The 23,479-nt window shown below is 71.6% G+C and carries 20 protein-coding genes; 9 read left to right on the top strand and 11 right to left on the bottom strand.

Going from position 1 to position 23,479, the window contains the following annotated elements; translation table 11 throughout:
* Positions 1 to 42: 42 nt before the first annotated feature.
* Complete coding sequence (locus OG403_RS06575; protein ID WP_329562181.1) at positions 43 to 534, top strand: hypothetical protein; 492 nt, start codon at positions 43 to 45, stop codon at positions 532 to 534.
* A gap of 724 nt (positions 535 to 1,258) precedes the next feature.
* Here OG403_RS06575 and OG403_RS06570 read toward each other — a convergent pair.
* Positions 1,259 to 3,013 (bottom strand): chloride channel protein, encoded by a 1,755-nt coding sequence (locus OG403_RS06570; protein ID WP_442911050.1) that lies wholly within the window; start codon positions 3,011 to 3,013, stop codon positions 1,259 to 1,261.
* 220 nt (positions 3,014 to 3,233) lie between these two features.
* On the opposite strand from OG403_RS06570, the gene OG403_RS06565 reads away from it, so the two are divergent.
* Complete coding sequence (locus OG403_RS06565) at positions 3,234 to 3,746, top strand: MarR family winged helix-turn-helix transcriptional regulator (RefSeq protein ID WP_329562180.1); 513 nt, start codon at positions 3,234 to 3,236, stop codon at positions 3,744 to 3,746.
* A gap of 114 nt (positions 3,747 to 3,860) precedes the next feature.
* On the opposite strand, the gene OG403_RS06560 is transcribed toward OG403_RS06565, so the two are convergent.
* Positions 3,861 to 5,408, bottom strand: a complete 1,548-nt coding sequence (locus OG403_RS06560) for a Na+/H+ antiporter (protein ID WP_329562179.1) — start codon at positions 5,406 to 5,408, stop codon at positions 3,861 to 3,863.
* A 486-nt stretch (positions 5,409 to 5,894) separates the two neighbouring features.
* On the opposite strand from OG403_RS06560, the gene OG403_RS06555 reads away from it, so the two are divergent.
* Positions 5,895 to 6,077, top strand: a complete 183-nt coding sequence (locus OG403_RS06555) for a hypothetical protein (protein ID WP_329562177.1) — start codon at positions 5,895 to 5,897, stop codon at positions 6,075 to 6,077.
* A 304-nt stretch (positions 6,078 to 6,381) separates the two neighbouring features.
* On the opposite strand, the gene OG403_RS36665 is transcribed toward OG403_RS06555, so the two are convergent.
* The 6 genes from OG403_RS36665 to OG403_RS06530 form a co-directional block, all read right to left on the bottom strand.
* Positions 6,382 to 6,948 carry a transposase gene (locus OG403_RS36665; protein WP_442910871.1) on the bottom strand — a complete coding sequence of 189 codons (567 nt, stop codon included), beginning with the start codon at positions 6,946 to 6,948 and terminating at the stop codon, positions 6,382 to 6,384.
* 430 nt (positions 6,949 to 7,378) lie between these two features.
* The gene (locus tag OG403_RS06550) at positions 7,379 to 8,029 is read right to left on the bottom strand and encodes a vWA domain-containing protein (protein WP_101379493.1); all 651 of its coding nucleotides are present in this window, start codon (positions 8,027 to 8,029) and stop codon (positions 7,379 to 7,381) included.
* Positions 8,030 to 8,043: 14 nt separating this feature from the next.
* Entirely contained in the window at positions 8,044 to 9,231 is a 1,188-nt protein-coding gene (locus OG403_RS06545) for a hypothetical protein (protein ID WP_329562175.1), read from the bottom strand.
* Positions 9,228 to 10,472 (bottom strand): protein phosphatase 2C domain-containing protein, encoded by a 1,245-nt coding sequence (locus tag OG403_RS06540; protein ID WP_329562174.1) that lies wholly within the window; start codon positions 10,470 to 10,472, stop codon positions 9,228 to 9,230. Before OG403_RS06540 ends, OG403_RS06545 begins: the two co-directional genes overlap by 4 nt.
* Positions 10,469 to 10,885 (bottom strand): hypothetical protein, encoded by a 417-nt coding sequence (locus tag OG403_RS06535; protein ID WP_329562173.1) that lies wholly within the window; start codon positions 10,883 to 10,885, stop codon positions 10,469 to 10,471. Before OG403_RS06535 ends, OG403_RS06540 begins: the two co-directional genes overlap by 4 nt.
* A gap of 7 nt (positions 10,886 to 10,892) precedes the next feature.
* Entirely contained in the window at positions 10,893 to 11,663 is a 771-nt protein-coding gene (locus tag OG403_RS06530) for a hypothetical protein (RefSeq protein ID WP_329562172.1), read from the bottom strand.
* Positions 11,664 to 11,835: 172 nt separating this feature from the next.
* Between OG403_RS06530 and OG403_RS06525 the strand changes: the two genes are divergently transcribed.
* From OG403_RS06525 to OG403_RS06515, 3 genes are all read left to right on the top strand, one after another.
* Positions 11,836 to 12,630 (top strand): Crp/Fnr family transcriptional regulator, encoded by a 795-nt coding sequence (locus OG403_RS06525; RefSeq protein WP_329562171.1) that lies wholly within the window; start codon positions 11,836 to 11,838, stop codon positions 12,628 to 12,630.
* Positions 12,631 to 12,708: 78 nt separating this feature from the next.
* Positions 12,709 to 15,207 (top strand): ATP-binding protein, encoded by a 2,499-nt coding sequence (locus OG403_RS06520; RefSeq protein ID WP_329562170.1) that lies wholly within the window; start codon positions 12,709 to 12,711, stop codon positions 15,205 to 15,207.
* A gap of 32 nt (positions 15,208 to 15,239) precedes the next feature.
* Entirely contained in the window at positions 15,240 to 15,482 is a 243-nt protein-coding gene (locus OG403_RS06515; protein ID WP_101379487.1) for a hypothetical protein, read from the top strand.
* Between the two features lie 61 nt (positions 15,483 to 15,543).
* Here OG403_RS06515 and OG403_RS06510 read toward each other — a convergent pair whose 3' ends face one another.
* Positions 15,544 to 16,338 carry an FHA domain-containing protein gene (locus tag OG403_RS06510; protein ID WP_329562166.1) on the bottom strand — a complete coding sequence of 265 codons (795 nt, stop codon included), beginning with the start codon at positions 16,336 to 16,338 and terminating at the stop codon, positions 15,544 to 15,546.
* A gap of 153 nt (positions 16,339 to 16,491) precedes the next feature.
* Between OG403_RS06510 and OG403_RS06505 the strand changes: the two genes are divergently transcribed.
* Positions 16,492 to 18,183, top strand: coding sequence for a serine/threonine-protein kinase (locus OG403_RS06505; protein ID WP_329562164.1), 1,692 nt, complete (start codon positions 16,492 to 16,494; stop codon positions 18,181 to 18,183).
* 65 nt (positions 18,184 to 18,248) lie between these two features.
* Here the strand turns inward: OG403_RS06505 and OG403_RS06500 are convergent, their stop codons facing one another.
* On the bottom strand, positions 18,249 to 19,340 hold the full coding sequence (locus OG403_RS06500; RefSeq protein ID WP_329562163.1) for an integrase core domain-containing protein: 1,092 nt from the start codon (positions 19,338 to 19,340) through the stop codon (positions 18,249 to 18,251).
* 93 nt (positions 19,341 to 19,433) lie between these two features.
* Here OG403_RS06500 and OG403_RS06495 point away from each other — a divergent pair, with 93 nt between their 5' ends.
* Positions 19,434 to 20,099, top strand: coding sequence for a hypothetical protein (locus tag OG403_RS06495; RefSeq protein WP_329562162.1), 666 nt, complete (start codon positions 19,434 to 19,436; stop codon positions 20,097 to 20,099).
* Here OG403_RS06495 and OG403_RS06490 read toward each other — a convergent pair.
* Positions 20,033 to 22,594 (bottom strand): RICIN domain-containing protein, encoded by a 2,562-nt coding sequence (locus OG403_RS06490; protein WP_329562160.1) that lies wholly within the window; start codon positions 22,592 to 22,594, stop codon positions 20,033 to 20,035. The genes OG403_RS06495 and OG403_RS06490 overlap by 67 nt on opposite strands.
* Positions 22,595 to 22,984: 390 nt before the next feature.
* Here OG403_RS06490 and OG403_RS06485 point away from each other — a divergent pair, with 390 nt between their 5' ends.
* Positions 22,985 to 23,470: an ATP-binding protein gene (locus OG403_RS06485; protein WP_329562158.1), complete on the top strand. Its 486-nt coding sequence runs from the start codon at positions 22,985 to 22,987 to the stop codon at positions 23,468 to 23,470.
* Positions 23,471 to 23,479: the final 9 nt, after the last annotated feature.

The raw sequence follows: 23,479 nt of genomic DNA, 5'->3' as shown, positions 1-23,479 counted from the left end.
ACACTCCCGCACGTGAAATCCCAGACAAGACAGGTGATGTCCATGACTCGCGCACCACGCCCGCGCCGACAGCTGGCGCTGTGGGCGGTCGCCGCCGTATGCACGGCCGGCGCAACACCGGCGATGGCCGCCCCGGCCCCCGCCCCCTCGAACTCGCACTACGCCGTGGTCGGTGTCACCGTCCCGCCCGCTCCCCCCGGCGGGACGACGACCGTGAACGTCCTGGTTGTCAACAACGGCCCGGACACGAGTGCATCCCCCCACAGCGTGCGGGTCACCCTGCCCGACGGCGCCAGCACACCGGGCGCGACCTTCCCCTCGGCATGCACGACCAGCGCGCAGGGCACGGTCGTCACCTGTACCTTCCCGCCGGGCCTGCCCGCACTGCGGACGGCCACCGTGCTGATCCCGGTTCAGATCGCCCCGACCGCTCCGGTCCACAGTGAGCTGTCCGGCGGCTGGGTGCACCTCAGCAGCGCCGACGACGCGGTCAGCCCGCTCCGTGACGTGGAGTTCGACATCGTCACGCCGTAGCGCCAGGGCGCCCAGGGCCACCAGTAGTCGCAGACAGCCGGCAGGCGCACTGACCGGGACAATCGGAGATCACCCGACCGGGGACCGTGTTCACTCTCCGTTGTCTACGGACAGTCACGGTCCGGTCCCGTCCTCGGCCGTTCACGGCAGGAGCCGGCCGAGGACGGCCGAGGCGAGGGCTGCGTCGAGTGCTCTGAAGAGCCATCGCAGCCTCGACCTGCGCGCCCCGGATGACGAACCGAATGTCATCCCCCTGGGAGCCGCCGCAGTCAGGCGCCGCCGAGCGCTCGGTGGCCTGCTCAACGAGTACCACGCCATCCCGACGCCTCGGCCCGTCGACCCGACGGAAAGACCCAGATCAGCGGCCTGATCGCAGTTCTGACACCCTTCAGGAGTACTCCGCGAGTACCGACATGCCGCTTGACCTGGGTGGACGAATGTTCGGCAGGCGCAGTGTCGACGCCCACCAGGGCAGGGGGTGAAACGGCGAACGCCCGTTCCTCGCCGAAGGCCAGGAACGGGCGCCGATGACCGCTGTCCGAAAACCGAGCACCGTGTACAAAAAGTGTGTCCGAGAATCATTGGCCAACCAGGAATGGGCCTCTGCGGTAATGGAGTTGGACCGGCTGTGAGGCGTGGCGGCTGAGCTGACCAGCAGGCGCCACAACGGACCGCTGTGCCGTGGACCGTGAACATCTGGGACTATCGGGACAATCCAGACGGATCAGGTAGCGGAGCTGGAGTTCTCCTGGTCCGGGATGCGGTGGAGGGCTGCGAGGACGGATTGGTGGGTGAGCCACCCGGCGAGGTGGGCGCGGGTGGGGTCGAGAACAGGGAGACCGGCTTCATCTGCTGCCACGAGGGCGTCGAGCGCCCGGGCCGGGTCGGTGTCCGTGGTGACCTGGTGTGGCTGGTGGGTGATGGCGCCGACGGTGGAGTGGGTGCCGTCGGCGAGGGTTTCGGCGGCTGCGCGGGCGGTGGCGGTGCCGAGGTAGCTGCCATCGGTGGCCAGGACGGGCAGGACACCGTGCCGGGAGGCGGCGAGGATGTCCGCGGCCGTGGTCAGCGGCATCATCTCGTTGAGGGCCTCGGGCGGCGGCTCCATCACTGCGGCGACGGTGAGGCCGGCGAAGGGTGAGGTGGTCGGGTTCTCGTCGAGGTCGATGCCGCGGCGGCGCAGTTTGAGGCTGTAGATGGTGTCGCGGGACAGGGCGCGGCTGACGCCGGTGGCCAGCACGATGGCGGTCATCAGGGGCAGGATGATCGTGTATTCGCCGGTGAGTTCGAAGAGGATGATGACGGCGGTGATGGGGGCGCGGGCGGCGCCGGCGAAGACGGCGCCCATGCCGATCAGGCCGTAGGCGCCGAGGGGTCCGGTGATGCCGGGGGCGAGGTGCTGGGCGGTGGCGCCGAAGGCGGCGCCGAGCATGGCGCCCATGAAGAGGGAGGGGGCGAAGACGCCGCCGGAGCCGCCGATGCCGATGGTGAGGCTGGTCGCGGCGATCTTCGCCACCAGGAGCAGGAGGAGGAAGGCGATGACGTACTTGCCGTTGACGGCGTTCTCCAGCACCGGGTAGCCGACGCCGTACATCTGCGGCAGGGCGAGCAGGAGTAGGCCGAGGAGGAGTCCGCCGATGGCGGGGCGGGCCCATTCGGGGCCGCGCCACACGTAGTCGCAGGCGTCCTCGATCCAGTACAGGATGCGGGTGAAGCCCACGCCGACCGCGCCGGCGATCACGCCCAGGAGCGCGAAGAGCAGGTACTGGGAGAGGTGGTGGACGCCGAAGGCGGGCAGTTGGAGGAAGGGGGTGTTGCCGAAGGCGGCCCGTCCGATGACCGAGGAGGTCGCGGAGGAGAGGACGACCATGCCGAAGGCTTCGGCGGTGAAGTCGCGCAGGATCAGTTCCATCGCGAAGAACACCCCGGCCAGCGGGGCGTTGAAGGTGGCGGCGATGCCGCCCGCCGCTCCGCAGGCCACCAGCACCTTCATCCGCTCCTCGGGCACCCTGACCACGCGGCCCAGGGTGGAGCCGAGCGCGGAGCCGATCTGGACGATCGGGCCCTCGCGGCCGACGGATCCGCCGCCGCCGATGGTCAGCGCGGAGGCGAGGGACTTGACCAGGGCGACCTGCGGGGCGATCCGTCCGCCGCGCCGGGCGACGGCGTACATGACCTCGGGTACGCCGTGGCCGCGTGCCTCGCGGGCGAAGCGCTGCACCAGCGGCCCGTACAGGAGGCCGGCGACGACAGGAGCCAGCAGGACGAACCAGCGTCCCAGCCAGGGGACGTGCGGATTGGCGGCGTGCCCGGCGGCGGCGTAGTCGGGGTGGCCGGACAGCGCCAGGGTGAACGTCTTGATCAGCCAGCGGAAGGCGATCGCCCCGAGGCCGGCGCCGGCGCCGACCAGCAGTGCCAGGACGAGCAGGCCGCCCTTGGAGTCGCGCAGGGCGGTGGGGGTGGCGGCCAGGCCGCGCCGCACGACGGGGGCACGGGTGTCGAGGGGCTGGGGGCTTGGGGGTGTGGTTTCGGCTGCGGTCACTCTTGCATTATGCAAATAATATCTTTGCATTGCGCAAGGGTCTCCCGTTTCGAGACGCCCGATCCGCGATGTGGGACAGGCGGGCGCACGGCGGGCCCTGTGGAGCGCGTACGCCCCCGGAGCGGCGCACGCCACGGCGTGCGGGAGGTAGAAAGGAGGCATGCCGCACGACCGCGCCCAGCCGCCCGCCACCGATCCGTCCCCGCTCAGCGCGGAGGAGGACCTCGTCACGGCGGTACTCACCGCCTCGCGGGTCCTGGTCGCGATCTCCGCGAGGTCGCTGGGCGAGGTGGAGGAGTCCTTGACGCTGCCTCAGTTCCGGATGCTGGTCGTGCTGCAGAGCCGTGGCGCGATGAGCCTGTCCCGGCTGGCGGAGTTCCTGGCGGTCAACCCGTCCACGGCGATGCGGATGATCGAGCGTCTGGTCGCGGCTGGCATGGTGGTGCGCGAGACGGGCCTGCAGGACCGGCGCGAGGTGCGCATCGTCCTCACCGAGGAGGGGGTTCGCACGGTGGTGGACGCCACCGACCGGCGCCGGGCCGAGATCGCCCAGGTGGTCGCGGCGATGCCGCCGGAGCAGCGCTCTGGCCTGGTCGCGGCGCTGCGGGCGTTCGCCGAGGCCGGCAGCGAGCCGGCGGCGCCGCTCAGGCAGTTGGATCTGCTCGGCTGGTGAGCTCAGGAGGGCGCAGAGCCATGGGTCGTGCCCCGGCTCAGCGCCCGTCCCGTCGTCCTTCGTCCGGCGGCACGACGCGCCGCCGGCGGCGTGGGGTCGGTCTCCTGCGGGTTGTCACCGGCCGCCGAGGGCGGCTTCCTGGCGGTCGAGGTCGTGCTGGAGGCTTCGGCGGGTGGCGTCGCTGATCCGGTGTTCGTCGTAGAGGCGGCGCAGTTGGGTGTTCTGGACGGCCAGGACCTCGTGGCGCAGTGCGCGCAGGGCGGTGTCGACGGAGGTGCCGTCGGGGGTCTCGTCGTCGCGGTCGAGGCGGGCGTGCAGGGCGCGGCGGACCCGGTCGATGGCCGGTTCGGGCATGGCTTCGAGGGTGGCGAGGTGGTCGACGTGGCTGAGCGCGGCGTGGTTGAGGCTGTCGCGGGCGTCGTCCTCCTCACGGGCGGTGTGTTCGGGTTCCAGGGCCAGCCCGGAGCGGTTGACCACGGCGGCCAGGCTCAGGCCCTGGACGACGAGGGTGAAGACCACGACCGCGGTGGTCAGGACCAGCAGTAGGGGCCGCCCGGCCAGCGCGGTGCCGTTGTCCGCGACAAGAGGGATGGACAGGGCTGCGGCCAGTGGCATCACCCCGCGGGTGCCGGCCCAGGTGACGACCCCGGCCACCCGCCAGGACAGCCGCCCGCCGCTGGGCTTGACGGCGCGGGTCAGCGGCAGGGTCGACAGCACGCGCACCGCGATCAGCACGCCGGCCAGGGCCAGGGCCTGCAGCGGCCACCAGCCGCTGTCCGTCGGCAGGCCGCGCACCAGCGCGGGCAGTTCCAGGCCGACGATGCTGAAGACGACGCTCTCCAGCACGAACACCACGACCGCGTAGACCGCGTGCAGTTGCAGGCGGCTGTGCGCATCGGTGAGCCGGTGGCCGGAGCGGCCGAGCAGGACGCCGGCGACGACCACGGAGGTGATGCCGGAGGTGTGCGCGGACTCCGCCAGCACGTAGGCCGCGTACGGGGTGACCAGGGCGATCACGGTCTCCAGCACCGGATCGGTGGTGCGGCGGCGGATCAGCCACACCAGGCCCGCGACGACGGCACCGATCACGCTGCCGCCGCCGCCCAGTAGCAGGAACTCCCCACCGGCCGCGGGAATACTCACTGTGCCCCCGACGGCCACCGCGATACCGACGGCGACCTTGAACAGCACCAGCGAGGTCGCGTCGTTGAACAGGCTCTCCGCCTGCACCAGCACCTGGACCCGGCCCGGCAGGGCGAGTCGGCGGCCGAGCGCGGTGACGGCCACCGGGTCCGTGCTGGCCAGTACGGCGCCGAGGACAAAGGCCATCGCGGGCGGCAGCCCGGTGACCGCGACCGCCACGAAGCCCACCGCCGCCGCCGAGACGAAGACCAGCCCGAAGGCCAGGATCGTCACCGGCCGCCAGACCATCCGCAGGTCGCGCAGCGACAACTCCTCGGCGGAGGCGTAGAGCAGCGGCGGGAGCACGACCAGGCCGATCGTCTGCGGCGGCACGTGCAGCGCGGGCACCCCGGGTATCAGCGCCACCCCGAGACCCGCCAGGACCAGCAGCGAGGGCGCGGGCACCCGCCAGCGCCGGGCGAACGTCGCCACCGCGGTGGCCAGCACCACCAGGAAGAGAACGACCCCGACTGCGCGCATCTACGAAAACCCCATCACGACAAGCGGGGTCGCTGCCGCCGATCGCTGCAGTCATCCCCCGAGCCGACCAGGCTTCCCGGCACACCAAAGGTAATTTTATCGGGATTCTAGCGGGCCTGGACAGACCACCGGCTGGCTCGAAAGGACCGAGGCTGCTACAACCGGCCATCGCGCTTCCACGGCCCCAGGCTCGTGGCGCGAACTCGATTGCAGCCAAGGCAAGATCACCACCTCGGCAGCGCCCTGCCCACTCCCGCCCGGTCGTTGGGGACCGGCCCGAGACCGACGCCCAACCGACAGAGAGCACGGGTCGCAAGGGCACGCGCTCCGTGGCGGCTTCGCGTCCGACGCAAGGCCGCGCATTACCCGAGGTACGTGTAGCGGCAGAGGCCGTCGAAGCCGAGGCTGCGGTACATCTCTGCGCCTGCCGAGAATGTCATCCATGCAGTTCAAGGACTTGGTCGGCGGTTGCGGCAGGCTGATCACGTGTTGCTTCGCCTGGCATACCTGACTGTCACCAACGCGTTCGCCGCCCTGCGGCTGTTGCCGATGAGCGACCGGGACAAGGATGTGGAGATCCTCGCACTGCGTCATCGGCTCACTGTCCTTCGCAACCGGCTGCATCTGCCGGAGGACTTCCGCATCCATGACTGGGTCACAGCAAGGTGACCAACGACCTGGAAGCAGGGGGCCGGTAGAGGTGTCGGCGAACGTCAGGCACCACTCGCCCGGCTACACGATGGCTCGGTACGGACATCGTCGTAAGGACGGGGCTGTGAAGCTCGCCGCTGGGAGCGCGCGGCGGATGGGGCGTCTAGCCCGTTCCTGGCCCTGTTGGTCACCTGGTTGGTCACGCTCAGGGTCTGGAAACAGAAAAACCCCACATGAAGTGGGGTATCTGCTGGTGTCCGAGGGGGGAGTTGAACCATACGCACATGCCGGTGTGGCGTGGGGACCTGGATATCACTTAGAGTCACTCTTGGAGGCTTTCAGGGAGCCTGCTGCGCCGACCGGCGCTAGAGCGGGTTCGAGCTCTAGCACGACCTCTGAATCGATTCCTATGAGCTCGTAACGCGATCACGTGGCAGCCTTCTTGAGGCGGCGCCGGCAGATCAGTGAGCAGGCCAAGGACACGAGGGCGTTGTGGAGGTCGAGGCGGCGTTCCCAGCGGACGGCCAGGCGCTGAACTGGTGGAGCAGGGCGAAGGTCTGCTCCACCACGTAGCGGAGCTTGCCCAGGCCCTTGATGTCGGGTCGGCCCTTGCGGAGATGACCGGAAGGATCCCGCGTTTGTACAGCTCGCGGCGGTTGGGGTTGCTGTCGTAGCCCTTGTCGCCAAGGAGGGCGTCGGGGCGCTTTCGCGGGTGGCCGACGCGGCCGGTGACGGGCGGGACGCCGTCGACCAGCGCGAGGGTCTGAGTGACGTCGTTGACGTTGGCCGCGGTGGTGATCACATGGAGGGGGATCCCGCCGGGCGTCCGGCCCAGTTGGCACCAGGTACACCAGGACCTCAGCCTCGTTCGTGTCCCCCATCCCCCCACCCTGAGCCAACCGCCCCCCGGCACGTCAGCGCCCGGAGGCCTCCGGGTCACTGATCGGCAGGCCTGGTCGGGGGTGTCCGCTCCCGACCAGGCGGGTGCCCGGTCGGAAACCCCCTGGTGGTAGCCGTACCGCTGGGCTCGGGCAGCGGCGTGGGCGGTGGCGGTGTGGGCAGGGGCGGTGTGGGCAGGGGGCAACTTGGCGAGGGCGAAGCGGTGACGGTGGGCGGGACGGTCGGAGGGCCGAAGGTCGGCCGCAGCACGGTCGCAGGGCGGGTGCCGCCTCCGCCGCCGGCGTCCGCCGTCGGGCCGAACAGGTTGCCGGCCGCCTCGACCGCGCCGCCGCAAGCGAGCAGCGCTGCGGCCAGCACGCTCAGCCCGACGGCGGCGCGCAGCGCCCGGGACGGCGTAGTACGCGGGTCGGAGTCCATCCTCAGTCCACGTATTCCTGGGCGACCTGGATGTACTCGAAGCCCTTGACGTCGGTGGGGATCGTCATCTTGCCGGTCTGCGAGGAGGCGATCAGCGTGTTGAGCAGGCTGGAGATCGCTCCGCTCAGCGCTGACTCGGTGTCCGACCCGTCGGCGACGAACAGCGCCTTGGTCGCCACCCGTTCCAGCACGTCGCGCTTGGCGCCGCCGAAACCGTAGGCGATCACGTGCGGGTGGCGCGGCCAGCTCCGGTCCACCAGGGCGCGGAAGGCGTCCTGCCAGTTCGGGTCGGTCGGGCCGCCGTCGGTCAGGAAGAAGACCGTCGGCCGCAGCACGCTGTAGTGCTGCGCCCGCAGGTCGCTGACGTCCCGTTCGATGCTCTGCCGCAGCCGGGCGAAGGCCTTGCCGTACTCCGTGCGCCCGCCGCAGATCACCTCCGGCATGCTCGGCACCTGCTCCATGTCCGACATCGGGATCACCTCGTGCACGTCGGTGGAGAAGGCGATCACGCAGATCCGGGCGAACTCCGAAACCTTGGGGTTGGTCGCCAGGTTGTAGTGCAGGCGCGCGAGGGTCGCGTTGAGCACGGCCTCCTGCGGTTTCATCGACGCGGACGCGTCGATCACCACGTAGGTCGGCAGGCACTGGGGCATTGGGCACCTCTGGGTCAGTGGTTGACGGCGAGCAGGACGATCAGCAACACGGCGATGACGACCACGCAGACCCACCCGGCGTACGAGGGGGCCCCTGGCTTGGGCGGCTCCGGCACGACCGGGCCGTCGCCGGCGGGGGGCTGGACGACCGGATCCGCCGACGGAGCCGGCGCGGGTCGCGAGGGCAGCGGAGGCAGCGGGCTGCGGACCGGACGCGGCACGGCCCTGAGGTAGGGCCCGCTGTTCAGCGCCTGGTTCAACTGGGCCGCCGAGGGGCGCCGCTCGCGGTCGATCGCGAACAGCATGTCCAGCAGCACCTCGGCGACAGCGGCCTGGTTCGGCCAGTGCGACGCGGCGACGGCGTGGAAGGCGTCCGCCCCGCGCCGGCCGGTCAGGCACTTGGCGGCGAGCAGGCCGATCCGGTAGCGGTCGGTGTACCGGTCCGCGTCGACGCCCGGCGGCGTGAGCGGGTCGGCCCAGTTCGGCTGGTGGATGTCGGGCATCGTTGCCGGCCGGCAGCCGTCGACGTCGATCAGGTAGACTGAGCGCCGGTCCGGACTCCAGAACGCGTTGGAGAACGACCAGTCCGAGTAGACCAGGCCCAGGCCCTCCAGGACCGCGGCGAGCCGGGTCAGTTCGCGGCAGGCCGCCAGCCGGCCCTCGAACCCGGGGGACGGCAGCCCGACGCCGCGGATCGACTCGTCGGACTTCGCCAGCCAGTCGATCTCGACGAACCGGCGCTCGGCGAACGCGCCGCGCCGCAGCTCGGCGCGGTACTGCTCGGGCGCCATCGGGATCACACAGCCGACGACCGGGTTCCCCGGTTCCTCGATCCGCGCCGCCGGCCAGCAGGTGCCGGCGTACAGCAGCGCCCGGTCCGCCTCCGGCAGCGCGTCCGGGGCCGCGATCAGCCGGTCCATCCGACGGGCGTCATCGGTCGGCAGGTCCGGCCGGTAGAGCTTGGCCAGCCAGCCCGGATGGTCCGTCAGCGGCCGCACCGCGACGGCCTGGCCGTTGTGCTCGGAGATCGGCTCGGCCAGCGCGCCGAGTGCGGCGAGCGGCACGGCCCGCGGCAGCGCCCAGCCCCGCGGTTCCGGGCTGCCGCCGGGGACGGTCCCGTTGGGCACCTTGCCGTCGGGCACGGTTCCGTTGGGCACCTTGCCGTCGGGCACGGTGTCGACCAGGGGTTCCGGGCCGGTCATGCCCCACCGCCGTTCCACACCACGACCGCGGTGCGGTCGTCCAGGCACTGCGGCGCGTCGAAGCCGACGTCGGCGGTGAACCGGGTGGCCGGCACGGGTGCCCGCCAGGCGTTCGCGAAGTACTCGTTGACGCTGCCCGCCGGGTCCGCCCAGGCGTCGCCGATCCCGTCGGTGACCAGGGCCAGCGCGGCACCGGCGGGCAGGCTGAGGTAGCGGGCGACGGCCAGCTGCGGGGTGTCCGGCAGCCGCCCGGCGACCTCGTTCGAGACCACCTCGGCCGCGCGGTCCTTGGCCTCTCCGGCGGCGAACCGCCACTGCGCGACCCGCGGGTCGAGGGTCCAGGCCGAACTGTCGCCGAGCGACCCGATCCAGGCCCGCGCCACACCGTTCGCGTCCGGCTCGGCCACCACTGCGGTGACCAGCACGGTGGCCAGGTGCGCGGCGTCGATGCCGCGGCCGGCCGCGTGCGCGGTGATTGACTCCGCGATCCGCCCGAACAGCCCCGCGACGTCGAGCCGGTCGAAGCCGACCGCCTCGACGTGCTCGCGCAGCAGGGTGACGGCCTGGCTGGAGGCCATGGTGGCCCCGGTGTCGGAGAGGGCCGCGCTGGACAGGCCGTCGGCCACGGCCACGATGACGTACCGGCTGTCCCTGCTCCGCCCGATCCGGTAGGAGTCCTGCCGCGGCCCGGCAGGCCGGCCGCAGCGGTGGCCGGGCCCGACCACGGAGGCCGCGCGGACGCCGAGCACACCGACCTGGGCCTCGTCGGCGGCGATCCCGTTCTGCACCGTGCGCTCCGGCAGCAGCCACGGGTAGCCCTGCGCGGGGGCGCCCTCGCCGAAGCGGGGCACGCTCAGGTCGGTCGGCCGCTCGCGCAGGAACGGCCGGGGCTGCGCGGGCCGGGTCGTCGGCGCCACCGCTGCCGCGACGTAGCGGCAGATCGGTGCCGTCGCTTCCGGCTGGGGTTCCCGGTCGGTCCGCTCCCGCACCCTGTCCTGCTCCCGTTCGTCTTCCCGGGTGAGCGTCGCGGCGGCCTCGGAACCCAGCACCGCCGCCGCGCCGACCAGGCCCACCGCCGCGAGGGCGAGCAGGTCCACCAGCCGGCCGAAGTGCCGGTGCGCCGTGCTGACCTCGACGAACGCCCCGACGACCACGGCCGCGAGGAACAGCGCCCGCACCCACCCGTCCAGCAGGCCGCCCCGACCGCTCCGGCCGTCCAGCCGGATGCCGTCCTCGCTCACGGCCGGCCCCCGGAATCGCGGGACCGGGGGCCGGAGCCGAAGTGCTGGCTGCCGTACTGCACCGCGAACACCTCGCCCGAATCGGTCGCGGAGTTGTTCTGGACCGCGATGTCCGGCCGCTCGGACACCCGCAGCGCGGCCAGCGCCCTGACCTCCTGGGCGAGCGCCGGGTCCCGGTCGAGCAACTGGTACAGCGCCTCGGCCCAGTAGTCCACGACCGTGCGGTCGACCGCTCCCCTTGCGGCGGTCGACCGCCGTTCCAGCGCCGCGGACAGCTCCTCGTGCCGGCTGCCCCGGGCCCGCGCGAGCACGCCGCCCATCAGCCGCCTCGCCTCCTGCCAGAGGTCGGTGCCCATCGCGGACACCAGGGCGGTGGCGCCGCTCGCGGCCAGCTCGGCGAGTTCCTCGTTCATCGGGGTGTCAGCTCCGTTCGGTGTAGTGGACGTGCTGTTCGCCGCGGCTGACGGCGAAGACGGCACTGCGCCCGCGGGCCTGGACGAGTTGCTCCACGCGGCGCGGCTCGCCCCCCTCGGGCCGCTCGGGCCGCTCGTCGGGGCTGGTGCCGGTGCCGGAGTCGGTGCCCCGGCCGGCAGCGGGCTGCGGCCCGACCGGGCTGCCCGGGTACCAGAGCCAGGCCTCGGCGGCGTACTCCTTGACCCGGACCTCGGCCGCGGTGAAGGCGCCGCGCTCCAGCCCCGGGTAGCCGTGCCCCACCGTCTCCTCGTAGACGTGCCGCGAGAGGATCGCGGCCACCGGGGTGCCCTCCGGCCCGGCCAGCGAGGCCTGCCGCAGCGGGTCCGAGTCGAGCAGCCGGGCGAGCGCTTCGAAGGGCGTGCCGGAGACGGCACCGGCCGGCTCGAACCGGAGTTCGCCCGCGTGCGCCGAAACCCGCACCCGCAACCGGGCGTTCGGGCAGGCCTGCTCGTTGTGCTCGCGGATCCGCACGCTCAGCTCCGGCAGCAGCGGGACCAGCAGCGCGGCCTTGGGCAACCCGGCCGGGGCGATGAGCTGGCAGCCGTCGCCGGTGTCCACGTAACCGAAGTCCCTCGGGCCCAGGTCCGCGACGGCCAGCCCCCCGGACAGCGCCGCTCGCAGCACCCTCCGGATCTCCTGCAACCGGTGCTCGCCACGGCCCGCGGAACCGGCGATGTCGCACGCCAGCAGGGCTCGGTACTCGTACCTCGGGTTCACTTTCCCTCCGCGATCACGACGGGGGCCGGCAAACCGGAGATCGAGTTGCCGGAGCACCGAACTGGCGATGCCGTCACGATGATTGACGAGATCGTAGGGGAGGGGTCCTCGGGTAGAACGGCTACTAATACCGCTTGTCCGGCTTCGGCCGGTCGAGGAAGAGGAGTGGCCGATGGGCAGCACGCGAGCGAGCAGCGCACGGGTGGGCAGCACACGGGTCGGCGGGACACCGGCCGGCGGGACACGGGTGCGCGGGGCCGAGCCCTACTGGCCGCCGGCCGGGCTGCTCGGCCGGGTCGACGAGGCCAACCGCCGGGTCCTGCTCGGGCTCGGCCACGGCGTGGCCTACCCGGCCGGGCAGATCACCATCCGCGAGGCCGACACCTCGGACTTCGCACTGCTGCTGATCGGCGGCACGGTGAAGGCCACCGCGCGCGCCCAGGACGGCCGCGAGGCGCTGCTCGCCGTGCGGATGGCCGGCGACCTGGTCGGCGAGCTCGCCGGGATCGACGGCCAGCCGCGGATCGCCACCGTGACCGCCTGCGGCCGGGTGCTGGCCCGCTACATCCTGCGCTCCGAGCTGCTGGAGTGCACGAAGCAGCACCCGGCCATCGGACTCGCCGTCAGCGCGAGCGTGGTGGCCAAGCTGCGCACGGCGACCGGACGGATCGTCGACTTCACCGGCTGCGACGTGCTCGGACGGCTGGCCAGGATCCTGCACCACCTCGCCGTCACCTACCGGCGCCCCGGCCGCAACGACGCCCAACTCCCGCTGACCCAGCCGGAAATGGCCACCCTGGTCGGCGCAGCCGAGTCCTCGGTCCACAAAGCCCTGCGGGCCCTGCGGGAGTCGGGCGCGATCGTCACGGGCTACCGCAGGATCACCATCCTCGACCTCGACCACCTCGCCCGGATCGCCGCCGCGGCCGGGCCGACCGGCTCGCCGGGGATCTCGCCGAACACGTAACAGTACCGGGTTCGCGCACCGGGTCGGCGCCAGCATGACCTGATGCGGGGGTCCGTCCGTTGGACAGGGGGTAAGCAGGTGCCAGAGAAACAGGCCATGCAGTTCGGCAACGTGTCCGGAGCGGTCATCGTGGGCGACGGGAACACCGTCAACCAGCTAACGATCCACGCCGACTCCGACTCGAACGTCATCGTCCACACGGGCCCGCTGCCGGACCCGGTCAAGCGCCACCCGATCTCCCAGCTCCCGCGGCCCGCCACCGAGCCGCTGATCGGCCGCGAGGAGGACCTCCAGACCCTCCGCGCCGCCCTCGGAGCGAACAAGGTGGTGCAGCTCTGGGGCACGGCCGGGGTCGGCAAGAGCGCCCTGCTGCGCCACCTCGCCTGCACGCTGCCGGGCGGGTCCGACGGCGTGGCCTACATCGAGGCCGGCGGCCGGACGGCCGACGACATCGCGCAGGCGATCTTCGACATCAGCTTCGACGCGCCGAACTACAAGCCGTCGGCAGAGGTGCTGAAGCAGCACCTGGAGACCCTGTACCTGCGGATCTACCTGGACGACACCGGACTCGACCACGCGGAGCTGCGCCGGCTCTTCGACATGGCCAAGCAGTCCGCGTTCGTCTTCACCTCGCAGCAGCCGTCCGCCGCCAACGGAGTGCACCAGATCCGGCTCGCCGGGCTGTCGGCCGCGGCGGGGGCGCGCCTGGTCCAGGCGGTACTGCCCCGCGAACTGCGCCCCGACGAGGTGCGCACCGTCACGGCGCTGAGCAACGCCGTGGACGGCAACCCGCTCCGGCTGCGCCGGATCGCCTCCTCGGCCGCGAGCGGCCGGGGCCTGCCGGGCATCACCGACCTCCCCGGACTGCTCCCCGCGCTGCTCAACACGCTCACGCCCGCCGAGCGCGACCTGCTGCACCTGCTCAGCACGCTCTCCGGCGCCGAGCTGGCCGCCCGGCAGCTCAACACCCTGCTCGGCCGCACCGACGCCGAGGGGATCGCCGAGGGCCTGGTGCGGCACGGCCTGCTGATCGCCTCGGAGACCGGCTACGGCTGCCCGCCAGACGTCGCCGACTGCGTGCTGAATAGCCGGATGACGGAGTACCCCGCCGAGCCGCTCTGCCGGGCGCTCACCGCGTGGGTGGAGGCGCGGGATACCGCGCCGGACGACGTCGCGGCGCACTTCCGGGCGCTGGACGCCGCCGTGCTGCGCGCGGAGCGGGGCGGACAGGCGCAACTCGGCCTCGCGCTGGCCCGGGCCGCCTCGCCGAAGCTGGCGCTGTCCCGGCAGTTCGACGCATGGGGCAGCCTACTCGGCACCGGTTGGGCGGTGGCGAAGAGCACCGGAAACACGGCGGCCGAGGAGTTCTTCGTGCGCGAGGCGCGCAGCCGCCGCAAGGCGATCGGCACGGGCCTGCAGCGGACGGCCCTGGTACTGGAGGCCGAGGCACTCTGGCACGAACTCGCCGCTCTGCGAGCGCACTCGACGGCCCATCAGATCGGCGCTCAGGCGAGCTTCCCCCCGCCGCCGGGCAGTCCGGCCCCACCGGTGCACCCGCCGACGATCGCCCACCCCGTGCCACCTACGCCCGGCCCGCCGCCTCCCGTGCACCCGACCGTGGTGCGGCCAGTCGTCAACCTGTCCAACTCCGCGCCGCAGCCCCCCTCGACCGCCCCCCACGTGCCCGCTGCACACGCCCCCGCGCCGCACGTTCCCACCCAGGTCACGCAGTCACGCGTCGACCTCTCGAACGCGAACACGCAGGCGCAGAACCAGGCGCACACGCAGATCAACGCACAGGCCCACACCCAGGCCCACACCCAGGCCACCACGGCCACCCACTCCACACACGCCGCGAACAGCGCCACCACGGCCGCCCAACCCGCGCACGCCGCGACCGGGGCCACCGCGGCCGGCACCGGCCACGGCACGGTCGCCGCCGTCGGCGCAGCAGGCGCCAAGGGCGGCCTGTCCGCGCTCGCCCTCACCTGCACCCTCGGTCTCGTCGCCGTGGTCGGCGTGGGGGCCGTGGTCTATGCGGACAACCAGCCGAGCGCGGCACCGGTCGTCACGTCGTTCCCCAGCTTCAGTTTCCCGCCGGTGCCCACTTTCCCGCCGGTCCCCGCTCCCTGGACGCCCCCCGTCGACGACAGCACGCCCACGCCCACCACCGATCCTGCGTGCGCCATCGTGTATCCCGCCTGGCCGTCGGAGATCGACCAGTTCAATACCGACGGCTCCACTCTCGGCGCCGCTACCGACGCCTACAACCGCGCCGTGGACTCGTACAACTCGGGTCAAACGTCGACCACTCCGGACGACAGCACGATGCACTCCGACGCCGGCACCGTCGTCGGCGATCTGAACTCCATGGAGGCCACACTGCACAGCGCCTTGTCGCAGGCCCAGGACTCCTCCGTGGTGGCAGACCTCAACGGCATGCTGACTCCCACCCAGCAGGACATCCAGCTGTACCAAGCGTTCGAGAGCGGTCAGACCCGCACGTACGACGACTCGAGCCAGTCAACCGCCATGAACTCCGCAGACCTCAATCTGATCTCGACCTGTTACGACTGATGGTCGATCACATCAACTGAAAGGGCAGCCCTATGCCCACCGGCCCCACCCACCCCACCATCCACACCGGAGACGTCTCCGGCACCGTCATCGTCGGCGACAACAACCAGGTGACGACCACGACGCACACCCCCGAACCAGCGCAACCCCAACCGCACCAGCAGAACTCCGCCGAGGACCAGGCCGCCGTCTTCGCGGTTGAACACGGCACCATGCACGTCACCTACAACCAGCACAACCACCCCGCCACCGAAGACCCCGCACCGGACCACTGAACAAACCCGCGTGCCCCGGCCGACAACCGACCGGGGCACGCTTCCCCTCTTGCCCGCCCACTCACTCCTCGCCCGACAGCAGCTCCAGGTCCTGGGCGCTCAGCGTCGCCGTCCTCAGCAGCTCCCGAATCAGGTTGACGCTCAACGTCGAGCCGACCGGCTCACCGACCTCGTCCCGCAGCAGTCCGCGCACGCCCCGCCGGTGCAGCCGCTCGCGCACGTCCTCGACCGTGTTCGCGACCGACTTGTGAGTCCAGGACTTGGCCGCGTAGGGCGAGGAGTTGGCCAGCCGGGCGGTGTCCTCCCAGGCCAGCGGGAGCGGGAAGGCGTCCTGACCCAGCAGGTAGCGCCGGGCCAGCGCGGTGAGCACCAGCCGTTCGTGCGGCGAGAGTTCGTAGACCGTCTCGGGATCCACCGTCTCCGCGCCGGTGGTGGACCGGGGTTGCCTGTCGTCCCCGTCCACGACACGGACCTCCACCAGGTGCGAGCGCCGTTTGGACGAGTTGATCACCAGCGGGGTGTACCCGGGCTCGACGATCCGCTTGTGACCGGTGAGCACCAGCACGCCGCCTGGCAGTTCGATCGGCAGGTTGCCGGTGTTGACCAGCCACCAGTTCCGGTCCGCGCCGGTGCAGGTGAGGATGCCGTGCCGCCGGCTGACGGTCGGGTCGTCCACGCCGACCGGAACGTGCACGTCCTCGCGGTCGCGCCCGAACAGCAGCGTGTACCGGCGCGGCGGCACGGCGTACCCGCCCTCCGGGCCCAGCACGAAGATCGTCCTCGGCGGTGCCGCCGGCACCCGGTCGGCGGGGCTGCCCGGCGGCAGTATCTGGGGTGGGAAGCTTCCGTGCGCCATCTCGCGTACCTCCGGCTCGGCTCGGGCCAGTGTACGAACACGCCCCGGGGACCGGTCCTCCCGGATGCTCCGTCAACTTGTGTTGCATACGGTGAACTTGCTCGATAATCTACCCGCCGTGAGCGCGATCGGTCGGGAACCGGAAACCTGCTGATGATCGACAGCACGATCGCCGAACCACTCGGTCCGGACGATCCGCAGGAGATCGGCAGCTTCACCGTCATCGGCGTGCTCGGCGTCGGCGGGATGGGCGAGGTCTACCTCGGGGCGTCGGACCGGGGCTACGCCGCCGTCAAGCGCGTGCGACCCCGGCTGGTCTCCCCCGAGCGGTTCGAGCGCGAGGTCGGCATCCTCTACCGCGTGCCGTTCGGCGTCGGGCCGCGGGTGCTGGCGAGCGACGGCACCGCGGAACGCCCCTGGTTCGCCACCGAGTACGTGCCCGGCCTCACCGTGGACGAGGCGGTCCGGCTGCGCGGGCCGCTGCCCGCCGGCGCACTGTGGCTGCTGCTGGCCGAGACGGCCGTCCAGCTGCGTGCCGTGCACACCTCCGGGATCGTGCACCGCGACGTCAAGCCGGGCAACGTGATGCTGGTGCGCGACGGCGTGAAGCTGATCGACTTCGGCATCGCGCGCGCCGCCGACCAGGCCAAGCTCACCAGGAGCGGTGGCGGCTTCGGCACGCAGGGATTCTCGGCGCCCGAGCAGCAGGCCGGGGCCGAGGAGGTGGCCGCACCCGCGGACGTCTACTCGCTCGGCGCGCTGCTGCTCTACGCCGCCTCGGGTCGGACGCCCGGTGTCGTCCCCGACCTCGAACCGCTGCGCACGGTGGATGCCGAGCTCGCCGCCGTCCTCGCGCCCTGCCTCGCCGCCGACCCCGGTGCGCGGCCCACCGCCCACGAGCTCGTCGAGGCGACCCGCGCACAGCTGCCCGCTCCGCTCCCGTCCTGGCCCCCGGAGGTCGCGGCGCGGATCGCCGCACGACGCGACTTCGCCGCCACGCCAGTCAGCAAGTTGGAGACAGTCCCGCCGCCGGACCTGGAACCCGAACCCGAGCCGGTTCCGAAGTCCGCGGCCCGGCCCGGAGCCAGGCGCCGCCTGCTGGTACCGGCCGCCGCCGTGATCGCCCTCGGCTCGGTGGCGGCGTTCCTGTTCAGCCCTTCAGCATCGCCGCAGGGCGGCGCCGCCCGGCCGTCCGGCAGTTCGCCGGTCACCACCCAGCTCGCGGCCGGCACCACCCAGCCGCCCACCGCGAGCCCGTCGCCCACCCAGGCCGCCCCAACCGCCCAGAGCACTCCGCCGACCCCGGCGGCCTCCGCCGGAGCCCCCCAGCCAGCTCCCCCCGGCAGCCCGGGCAGCCCGGGCACTCCCGGCCCCCGCAGCACCCCCGGCACTCCCACCAGCCGCAGCACGAGCCCGGCCCCGGCCCCGGTTCCGAACCCGGCCCTCGCTTCCTCCCCCGCGCCCTCGGCGGCCGTCCCCACCCCCACCTCCTCGTCGATCAGCGGCATCAACGGCGGCGACGACCCGGCCCAGGTCAAGGGATCCGAGGCGGACACCGACTGGGTCGGCAACGACGCCGCCTGCTCCGCCTGGCTGGACACCGATGGCGCGGGGGGCCTCTCCGGCGTGCTCAACACCTCGCTGGGTCAGACCTGCGTCGCCGAGCTCTACCGCAGCGACGGCGTCGCCTATACCTTCCGTGCCTCCTGGGGCGCCGCCCGGACCAGCTCCCTCCCGAACGCCGGCACCACGATGTGGATCTGCGTCTGGAACGCGAGCGCCCAGTCGGACGAGCAGTGCTCCCCGCACTTCGCCATGAACGGCACCACCCCGGTGCACCAGTGACGCCCACCCGGCAACGCGAACGGCCCCGGACGACACTGTGGGTGCCGATTAATCGTCCGCCCAGGTCAAGCGGCGTGTTGGTACTCGTGGAGGGTTCCGCCGAGTCGGTCTCGTCGTTGTATCTCCAGCGGCGTGGTTTGCCCTGGTTCGGTGATCGGTTCGGGTAGTGGGCGGAACGGAGCCGCTTGGCCCAGGGTCCGGTGCGGCCGGTGCCCGTTGTAGAAGGACTCGAACTCGCGCAGGGCGTGGAGCAGGTGGCGCTGGTCCCATATGAGGGTGCGGTCTAGCAGTTCGCGTCGGCAGGTCTGTATCCAGCGCTCCATGATGGAGTTCATTCGCGGCATCTGGACACCGCTCTTGACGACCTCCAGCCCGGCGTCGGCGAGGACGGTGTCGAAGGCTGCCGTGAACTTCGAGTCCCGGTCACGGATCAGGAACCTGGCCCTGCTGCCCGCATCCTCGAGGTCCATAACGAGGTTGCGCCCGAGCTGCACCACCCAGTCCGCGGTGGGGTGCGCGGTAGCTCCGAGGATGCGGACGCGCCGTGTTGCGTGCTCGATGACCGCGAAGACGTACAGGCGCGCCCCGGTCAGGGTGCGGGTCTCGAAGAGATCGCAGGCGAGCAGTGCGTGGGTCTGGCTGCGCAGGAAGTCGGCCCAGGTCGTGCTCTCGCGTTCCGGTGCGGGCGCGATGCCGTGCTCGCGCAGGATCTCCCAGACGGTGGAGGCGGCGACCTTGATGCCGAGGGCGGCGAGTTCGCCGTGGATCCTGCGGTACCCCCAGGAGGAGTTCTCGCGGGCCAGGCGCAGGATGAGAGCGCGGATCGAGCGGACGGTGGGCGGGCGTCCACGCCGCTTCGGCGTACAGGTCGCCGCATGGCGTCGCTTGAGCAGGTCGCGGTGCCAGCGAAGGATCGTGTCCGGGCGCACCAGGAGCAGGAGTTGGCGCAGCTTGTCCGTCGGAAGGCGGTGGAGCAGGCCGGCGAGTACCACGCGGTCAGTATTGGTGAACGCGGGCTTGCCGACCTGGCGTTGCAGGACCAGCAGTTGGTGCCGCAACGCGAGGATTTCGATGTCCTTCTCCCGCTCGCTCATCGGCCACAGGCGAAGGAGCATGAAGGTGTTGGTCACGGCGAGGTAAGCCAGGCGCAGCAGCACGGCAGATCATGATGCCGCTCGCTCCGTGTCCACGTGAAGACAGCTGGGGCGAGCGGCGCAATCACAGACGGCCTCTGATCGACGATCAAGCTCATGACCTGGCCGGATGAATTATCGGCACCCGCAGACCCCGCCACCGTCGCCGGGTGGATCAACGAAGCCCGCCTCGGTCAGGCCACCGCCCAGCAGCGTCTGAACCAGCTCACCGCCGAAGCACCGCGCACCCTGACGGCCGACCAGATCGAGGCGATGATCGCCAAGCTCGGCAACCTGACCGACCGCCTCATGCAGGCGAAACCCGAGCGGAAGGCGCCCATCTACGAGGCATTCGGCCTTAACCTGGTCTACAACGCAAAGAAGCGGATCGTGACCGTTGAGTCTCGACCCGCAACTTCTATGTGCGTAACGAAGTGTCCGAGGGGGGACACGCACCGTTGCCCCACGGCGGACCGGGACTGTGGGGGTGCTGGCGTTGGTACCGTCGTGATGGTTGCCTGCATCCGGATCGGTTTGCGTCCATGCCGGCGGGGCCCGGCGGGCTCGGTCGATTGGTTCGAATCCGTTACCGCGGCTGTTCCAGCGGGCGGCGGATCCCGGATCACCCGCGGAGCGGCGTGCCGTCAGCGCCTGGGAACACCGGAGGCCCGCACGTGGCGGGTGTGCGGGCCTCAGGCTGTCTCCGGGGCGAGCGGTCAGCCGGTGGTCAGGCTGAGGTCGTCGCAGGTGGAGGTGGCGGTGGCGGCCCCGGCGGGCAAGTAGCAGAAGACGGTCGCAGTGCTGTTGGTGGGACCGGTGGTGAAGGTGTTGGAGACCGGGGTCCAACCGGTCGCGGTGCTGTGGGTGGTGACCTGGGTGCCGCCGAAGTTCTTCACGCCGACGCTGGTGGAGGCACCGGAGTCGGCGCGGACCCAGCCGGAGTAGGTGTAGGTGGTGTTCGGGGTCAGCCCGGTGACGGTGTACTCCATGGTGGCGTAGTCGCCGGCCGGGGCGGCCAGCTGAAGGTCGTGGCTGGGGCTGTGGGCCGCGGCGTCGGTGACGATCGTGGCGTTGTGGACGGTCCAGCCGGTCAGGTTGCCGGACTCGAAGTTCCCGCCGGGGATGAGGTTCGCGTTCGCGGAGCCGGCCGGGAAGGTGAGGGTCTGGGCGTTGACGGCGTGGGTGTCGCCGGAGGTTCCGGTGTTGGCCCAGTCGCGCTGCGGGGCGGTGGCGGCACCGCCGGTGCCGGTGGTCAGGCTGAGGGCCTGGCCGCTGTAGCGGTTGACCAGCCGGTAGCTGCCGGACGGCAGGTTGGCGTCGTTGACGGCCTGGACGAACCACTGGTAGCCGACGCTGGTCCCGGTGCTGAGGGTGAGCGGGGCGCCCCAGGCGCGGCCGGAGTTGGCGGTGTCGTTGACGCCGATGTTCTGGCCGGAGGCGGCGTTGGCGATGGTGAAGAAGCCGTCACCGGTGGCGGTGAACGTCCATGCCTGCGAGGCGGAGGTGCTGCTGCCGGCCGCAGTGGTCAGTGTGCTGCCGGACTGGGCCAGGTACTGTCCGCTGCCGGCGGCGATCTGGTAGGCGCTGCCGGTGGTGACCGGCGGGACGGGCAGGTTGGCCGCCGCGGTGTCGATCGTGGTGTTGACGTATCCGGCCGAGCTCAGCGTGCCGCAGCTGTACATGCAGTAGTTGCGGAAGGACTTGCCGACCAGCTGGTTGGCGGTCCTGCTGGTGCCGTCCAGCAGCGAGCGGTACCAGGCCGCGCCGCTGGGGCTGCTGGTCGTACCGAGGTCCACCCACTTCTGCGTGGACAGGTCGGTCGTGCCGTAGAAGTGCAGCGGGGTGGCCGTGACGGGGTTCTCGGGTCGCGCCGTGCTGATGTACATGCCCAGGTAGGCGTCGTAGGCGACGTCCAGCCAGGCCAGTGGCGCGGCGCTGGGCAGCTGACCGGCCGTCAGCTGCTGGGCGGTGGTGCCGGTGTTGGCGGGGTTGTACGCGTCGTTGATGTACCCGCTGGTGGTCCCGTCGGAGGCGATCAGGTCGGCCTCCTTGCCGCCCTGGCCGGGCTGGGTCCAGCTGCCGTTGTACCACTTCGTCCAGGAGGAGGGCGCCATCTTGCCGGAGATCGGGGCCCGCGCGACGTGGCCGAGGTCCACCCGGCCGCCGCCGGCCTGGTTCAGGATCTGGGTGTCGTAGTAGAGGTAGAAGTAGCCGGAGGCGTAGTCGACGAAGAGCTTCGGGTCGCCGTCGCCGTAGTAGTAGGTCTGGTTCGGGAACTGGGCCTTGCCGTCCTTGGACGGGTCGTTGCAGGCCGCCAGCTGCAGCGTGCTGGTGGAGTCGATGCAGCTGGTGGGGGTTCCGGTCAGCTTGATCTGCCCCTTGGCCCCGGCGGCCGGGGTGGTGAGGGTCTGGGTCGTCGCGCCGGAGCAGGTCTGGAGCGTGAAGGTGGATCCGGCTCCGGTGCCGGAGGCGGTCAGGCACAGGCCCGAGGCCGGGTTGACCAGGGTGCCGTTGGAGACGGTCCACTTCTGGTTGGCGTTGCCGGTGCAGCCGTACTTGCCGACCGCGGTGCCGGCGGTGGTGCCGCCGCCGGTGATGTCCAGGCACTGGCCGCCGTTGGTGTGCACGCTGCCGTCGGTGGCCGGCGTGAACAACTGGTCGTTCTCGCGCCAGGTGGTGAACGGCGAGGTGATCATGTGGTCCGTGATCGTCCAGGTGCTGCCGTGGTCGGTGGACTGCGCGTAGTCGATCGAGTCGTAGTGCAGCCCGTCACCGAACGGCGACGGGGTGAACTCGTCGTGCACCGCCCCGTACCAGGTGCCGGTGTCCGGGTCGACCCAGACGCCGATCAGGTCGCAGTAGTTTTTCTCGGCGTACCCCGAGGTCTGGGAGCCGCGCGGGTCGTAGGTGGACATCTGTCCGGTCGGGCTGGTGTTGCAGCGCACCGTGGTGTCGGCGTTGTCGGGCGCGGAGGAGATCGCGGCCTTGCTGACGTTGGTGTCGATGTCCGTCCCGGTGTAGAAGTTCCAGGCGCGGCTGTCGCTGCCCGCGTAGAGCGAGTGCGAGGACTGGAAGTAGAACTGGCCGTTGCTGTCGATGAAGGGGTACGCCGGCGTGTCGTCGGCGTAGGCGTAGCTGCCGGTCGTACCGGTCGTGATCGTGTAGCTCGGCGTCGTCGCGCCGGCCGACGTGACGGGGGCGACGCAGGTGACCGCCAGCGCCAGCGGCACCAGGGAGGCGAGCGCGGCGCGCGCCCGCCTGGGGGTTCGGAAGTTCATGGCAGCGTCTCCGGAAGGTGGGGGGAGCCTGAGCGGCTGACGCGGGTGATGTGCCGTCGCGTGTGCTGACGGATGCGGAACCCGGTGTCGGACCGCGAGATCGAGACCGGTTTTCCCACCGGTCTGTTCGATGGGGAAAACCTAGGAGCGGCGACCGGCGCAGACAATGCACAACCGGCGCATGACTGACCACATGAATGGTGGCTGACCAGCGGCGCGGGCAGCCGGGCGGGCGGCAGGCGGCGGGAAGCGGGGGCGGCTTTGGGTGATTCACCCGCTCCATCCCTATTGATGGGTATCCGCATCGTGGGGTGATCCCGATGCTTCCCGGCGTTGGCAGGCGGACTGTGGGAGGCAGAGCAGAACAGTCCAGCAGCCCAGGAGTCCGAGATGTTCGCCACCGCCCAGCACCGCACCCCCACCATGGAGCGCAGCACCCTCACCATGGAGCGCCCCGCGCCGGGTGTGGCCCTCGGCCGGCGGGCCGCCTGCGTCATGGCGGCGGAGACCGGCTCCGTGCCCGCGCTGCGGCGCTTCGCCCGCCGGGTGGTCCGCAGTTGGGCGCTGCCGGCGGGCATCGACGAAGCCGTCGCGCTGATCGTGACCGAGCTGGCCGCGAACGCCGTCCGGCACAGCGGCAGCCCGGACGTCGCCGTGCTGATCAGCACGGATCGCGAGGCGGTCACCGTGGAGGTCAAGGACCGGGGCCAGTGGTGCTCGGCCTCCGCGGCCGAGAAGCTGGGCGGCATCACCGAGCGGGTCGGCGGACGCGGCCTGACCCTGGTGAACGCGTTCTCGACCGGGTGCGTCCTGTGGTGCGGGCCGGACGGGACTCGTGCGGTGGCCAAGGTGCCGCTGCGGTCCGGTACCCGGTAGCCGCCGTCC

This window comes from Kitasatospora sp. NBC_01266, assembly GCF_036242395.1.
In the GTDB taxonomy this organism is placed as follows: domain Bacteria; phylum Actinomycetota; class Actinomycetes; order Streptomycetales; family Streptomycetaceae; genus Kitasatospora.
The sequence above is the reverse complement of the archived record's forward strand: the minus strand, read 5'-3'. Positions and strand labels throughout refer to the sequence as shown.

Excerpts from the sequence above, each read along its gene's own strand:
- OG403_RS06575 (WP_329562181.1), top strand. The coding sequence starts at position 43 with ATGACTCGCGCACCACGCCCGCGCCGACAGCTGGCGCTGTGGGCGGTC.
- OG403_RS06565 (WP_329562180.1), top strand. The coding sequence starts at position 3,234 with ATGCCGCACGACCGCGCCCAGCCGCCCGCCACCGATCCGTCCCCGCTC.
- OG403_RS06560 (WP_329562179.1), bottom strand. The coding sequence starts at position 5,408 with ATGCGCGCAGTCGGGGTCGTTCTCTTCCTGGTGGTGCTGGCCACCGCG.
- OG403_RS06550 (WP_101379493.1), bottom strand. The coding sequence starts at position 8,029 with ATGCCCCAGTGCCTGCCGACCTACGTGGTGATCGACGCGTCCGCGTCG.
- OG403_RS06545 (WP_329562175.1), bottom strand. The coding sequence starts at position 9,231 with ATGACCGGCCCGGAACCCCTGGTCGACACCGTGCCCGACGGCAAGGTG.
- OG403_RS06535 (WP_329562173.1), bottom strand. The coding sequence starts at position 10,885 with ATGAACGAGGAACTCGCCGAGCTGGCCGCGAGCGGCGCCACCGCCCTG.
- OG403_RS06525 (WP_329562171.1), top strand. The coding sequence starts at position 11,836 with ATGGGCAGCACGCGAGCGAGCAGCGCACGGGTGGGCAGCACACGGGTC.
- OG403_RS06515 (WP_101379487.1), top strand. The coding sequence starts at position 15,240 with ATGCCCACCGGCCCCACCCACCCCACCATCCACACCGGAGACGTCTCC.
- OG403_RS06510 (WP_329562166.1), bottom strand. The coding sequence starts at position 16,338 with ATGGCGCACGGAAGCTTCCCACCCCAGATACTGCCGCCGGGCAGCCCC.
- OG403_RS06505 (WP_329562164.1), top strand. The coding sequence starts at position 16,492 with ATGATCGACAGCACGATCGCCGAACCACTCGGTCCGGACGATCCGCAG.
- OG403_RS06495 (WP_329562162.1), top strand. The coding sequence starts at position 19,434 with ATGACCTGGCCGGATGAATTATCGGCACCCGCAGACCCCGCCACCGTC.
- OG403_RS06490 (WP_329562160.1), bottom strand. The coding sequence starts at position 22,594 with ATGAACTTCCGAACCCCCAGGCGGGCGCGCGCCGCGCTCGCCTCCCTG.
- OG403_RS06485 (WP_329562158.1), top strand. The coding sequence starts at position 22,985 with ATGTTCGCCACCGCCCAGCACCGCACCCCCACCATGGAGCGCAGCACC.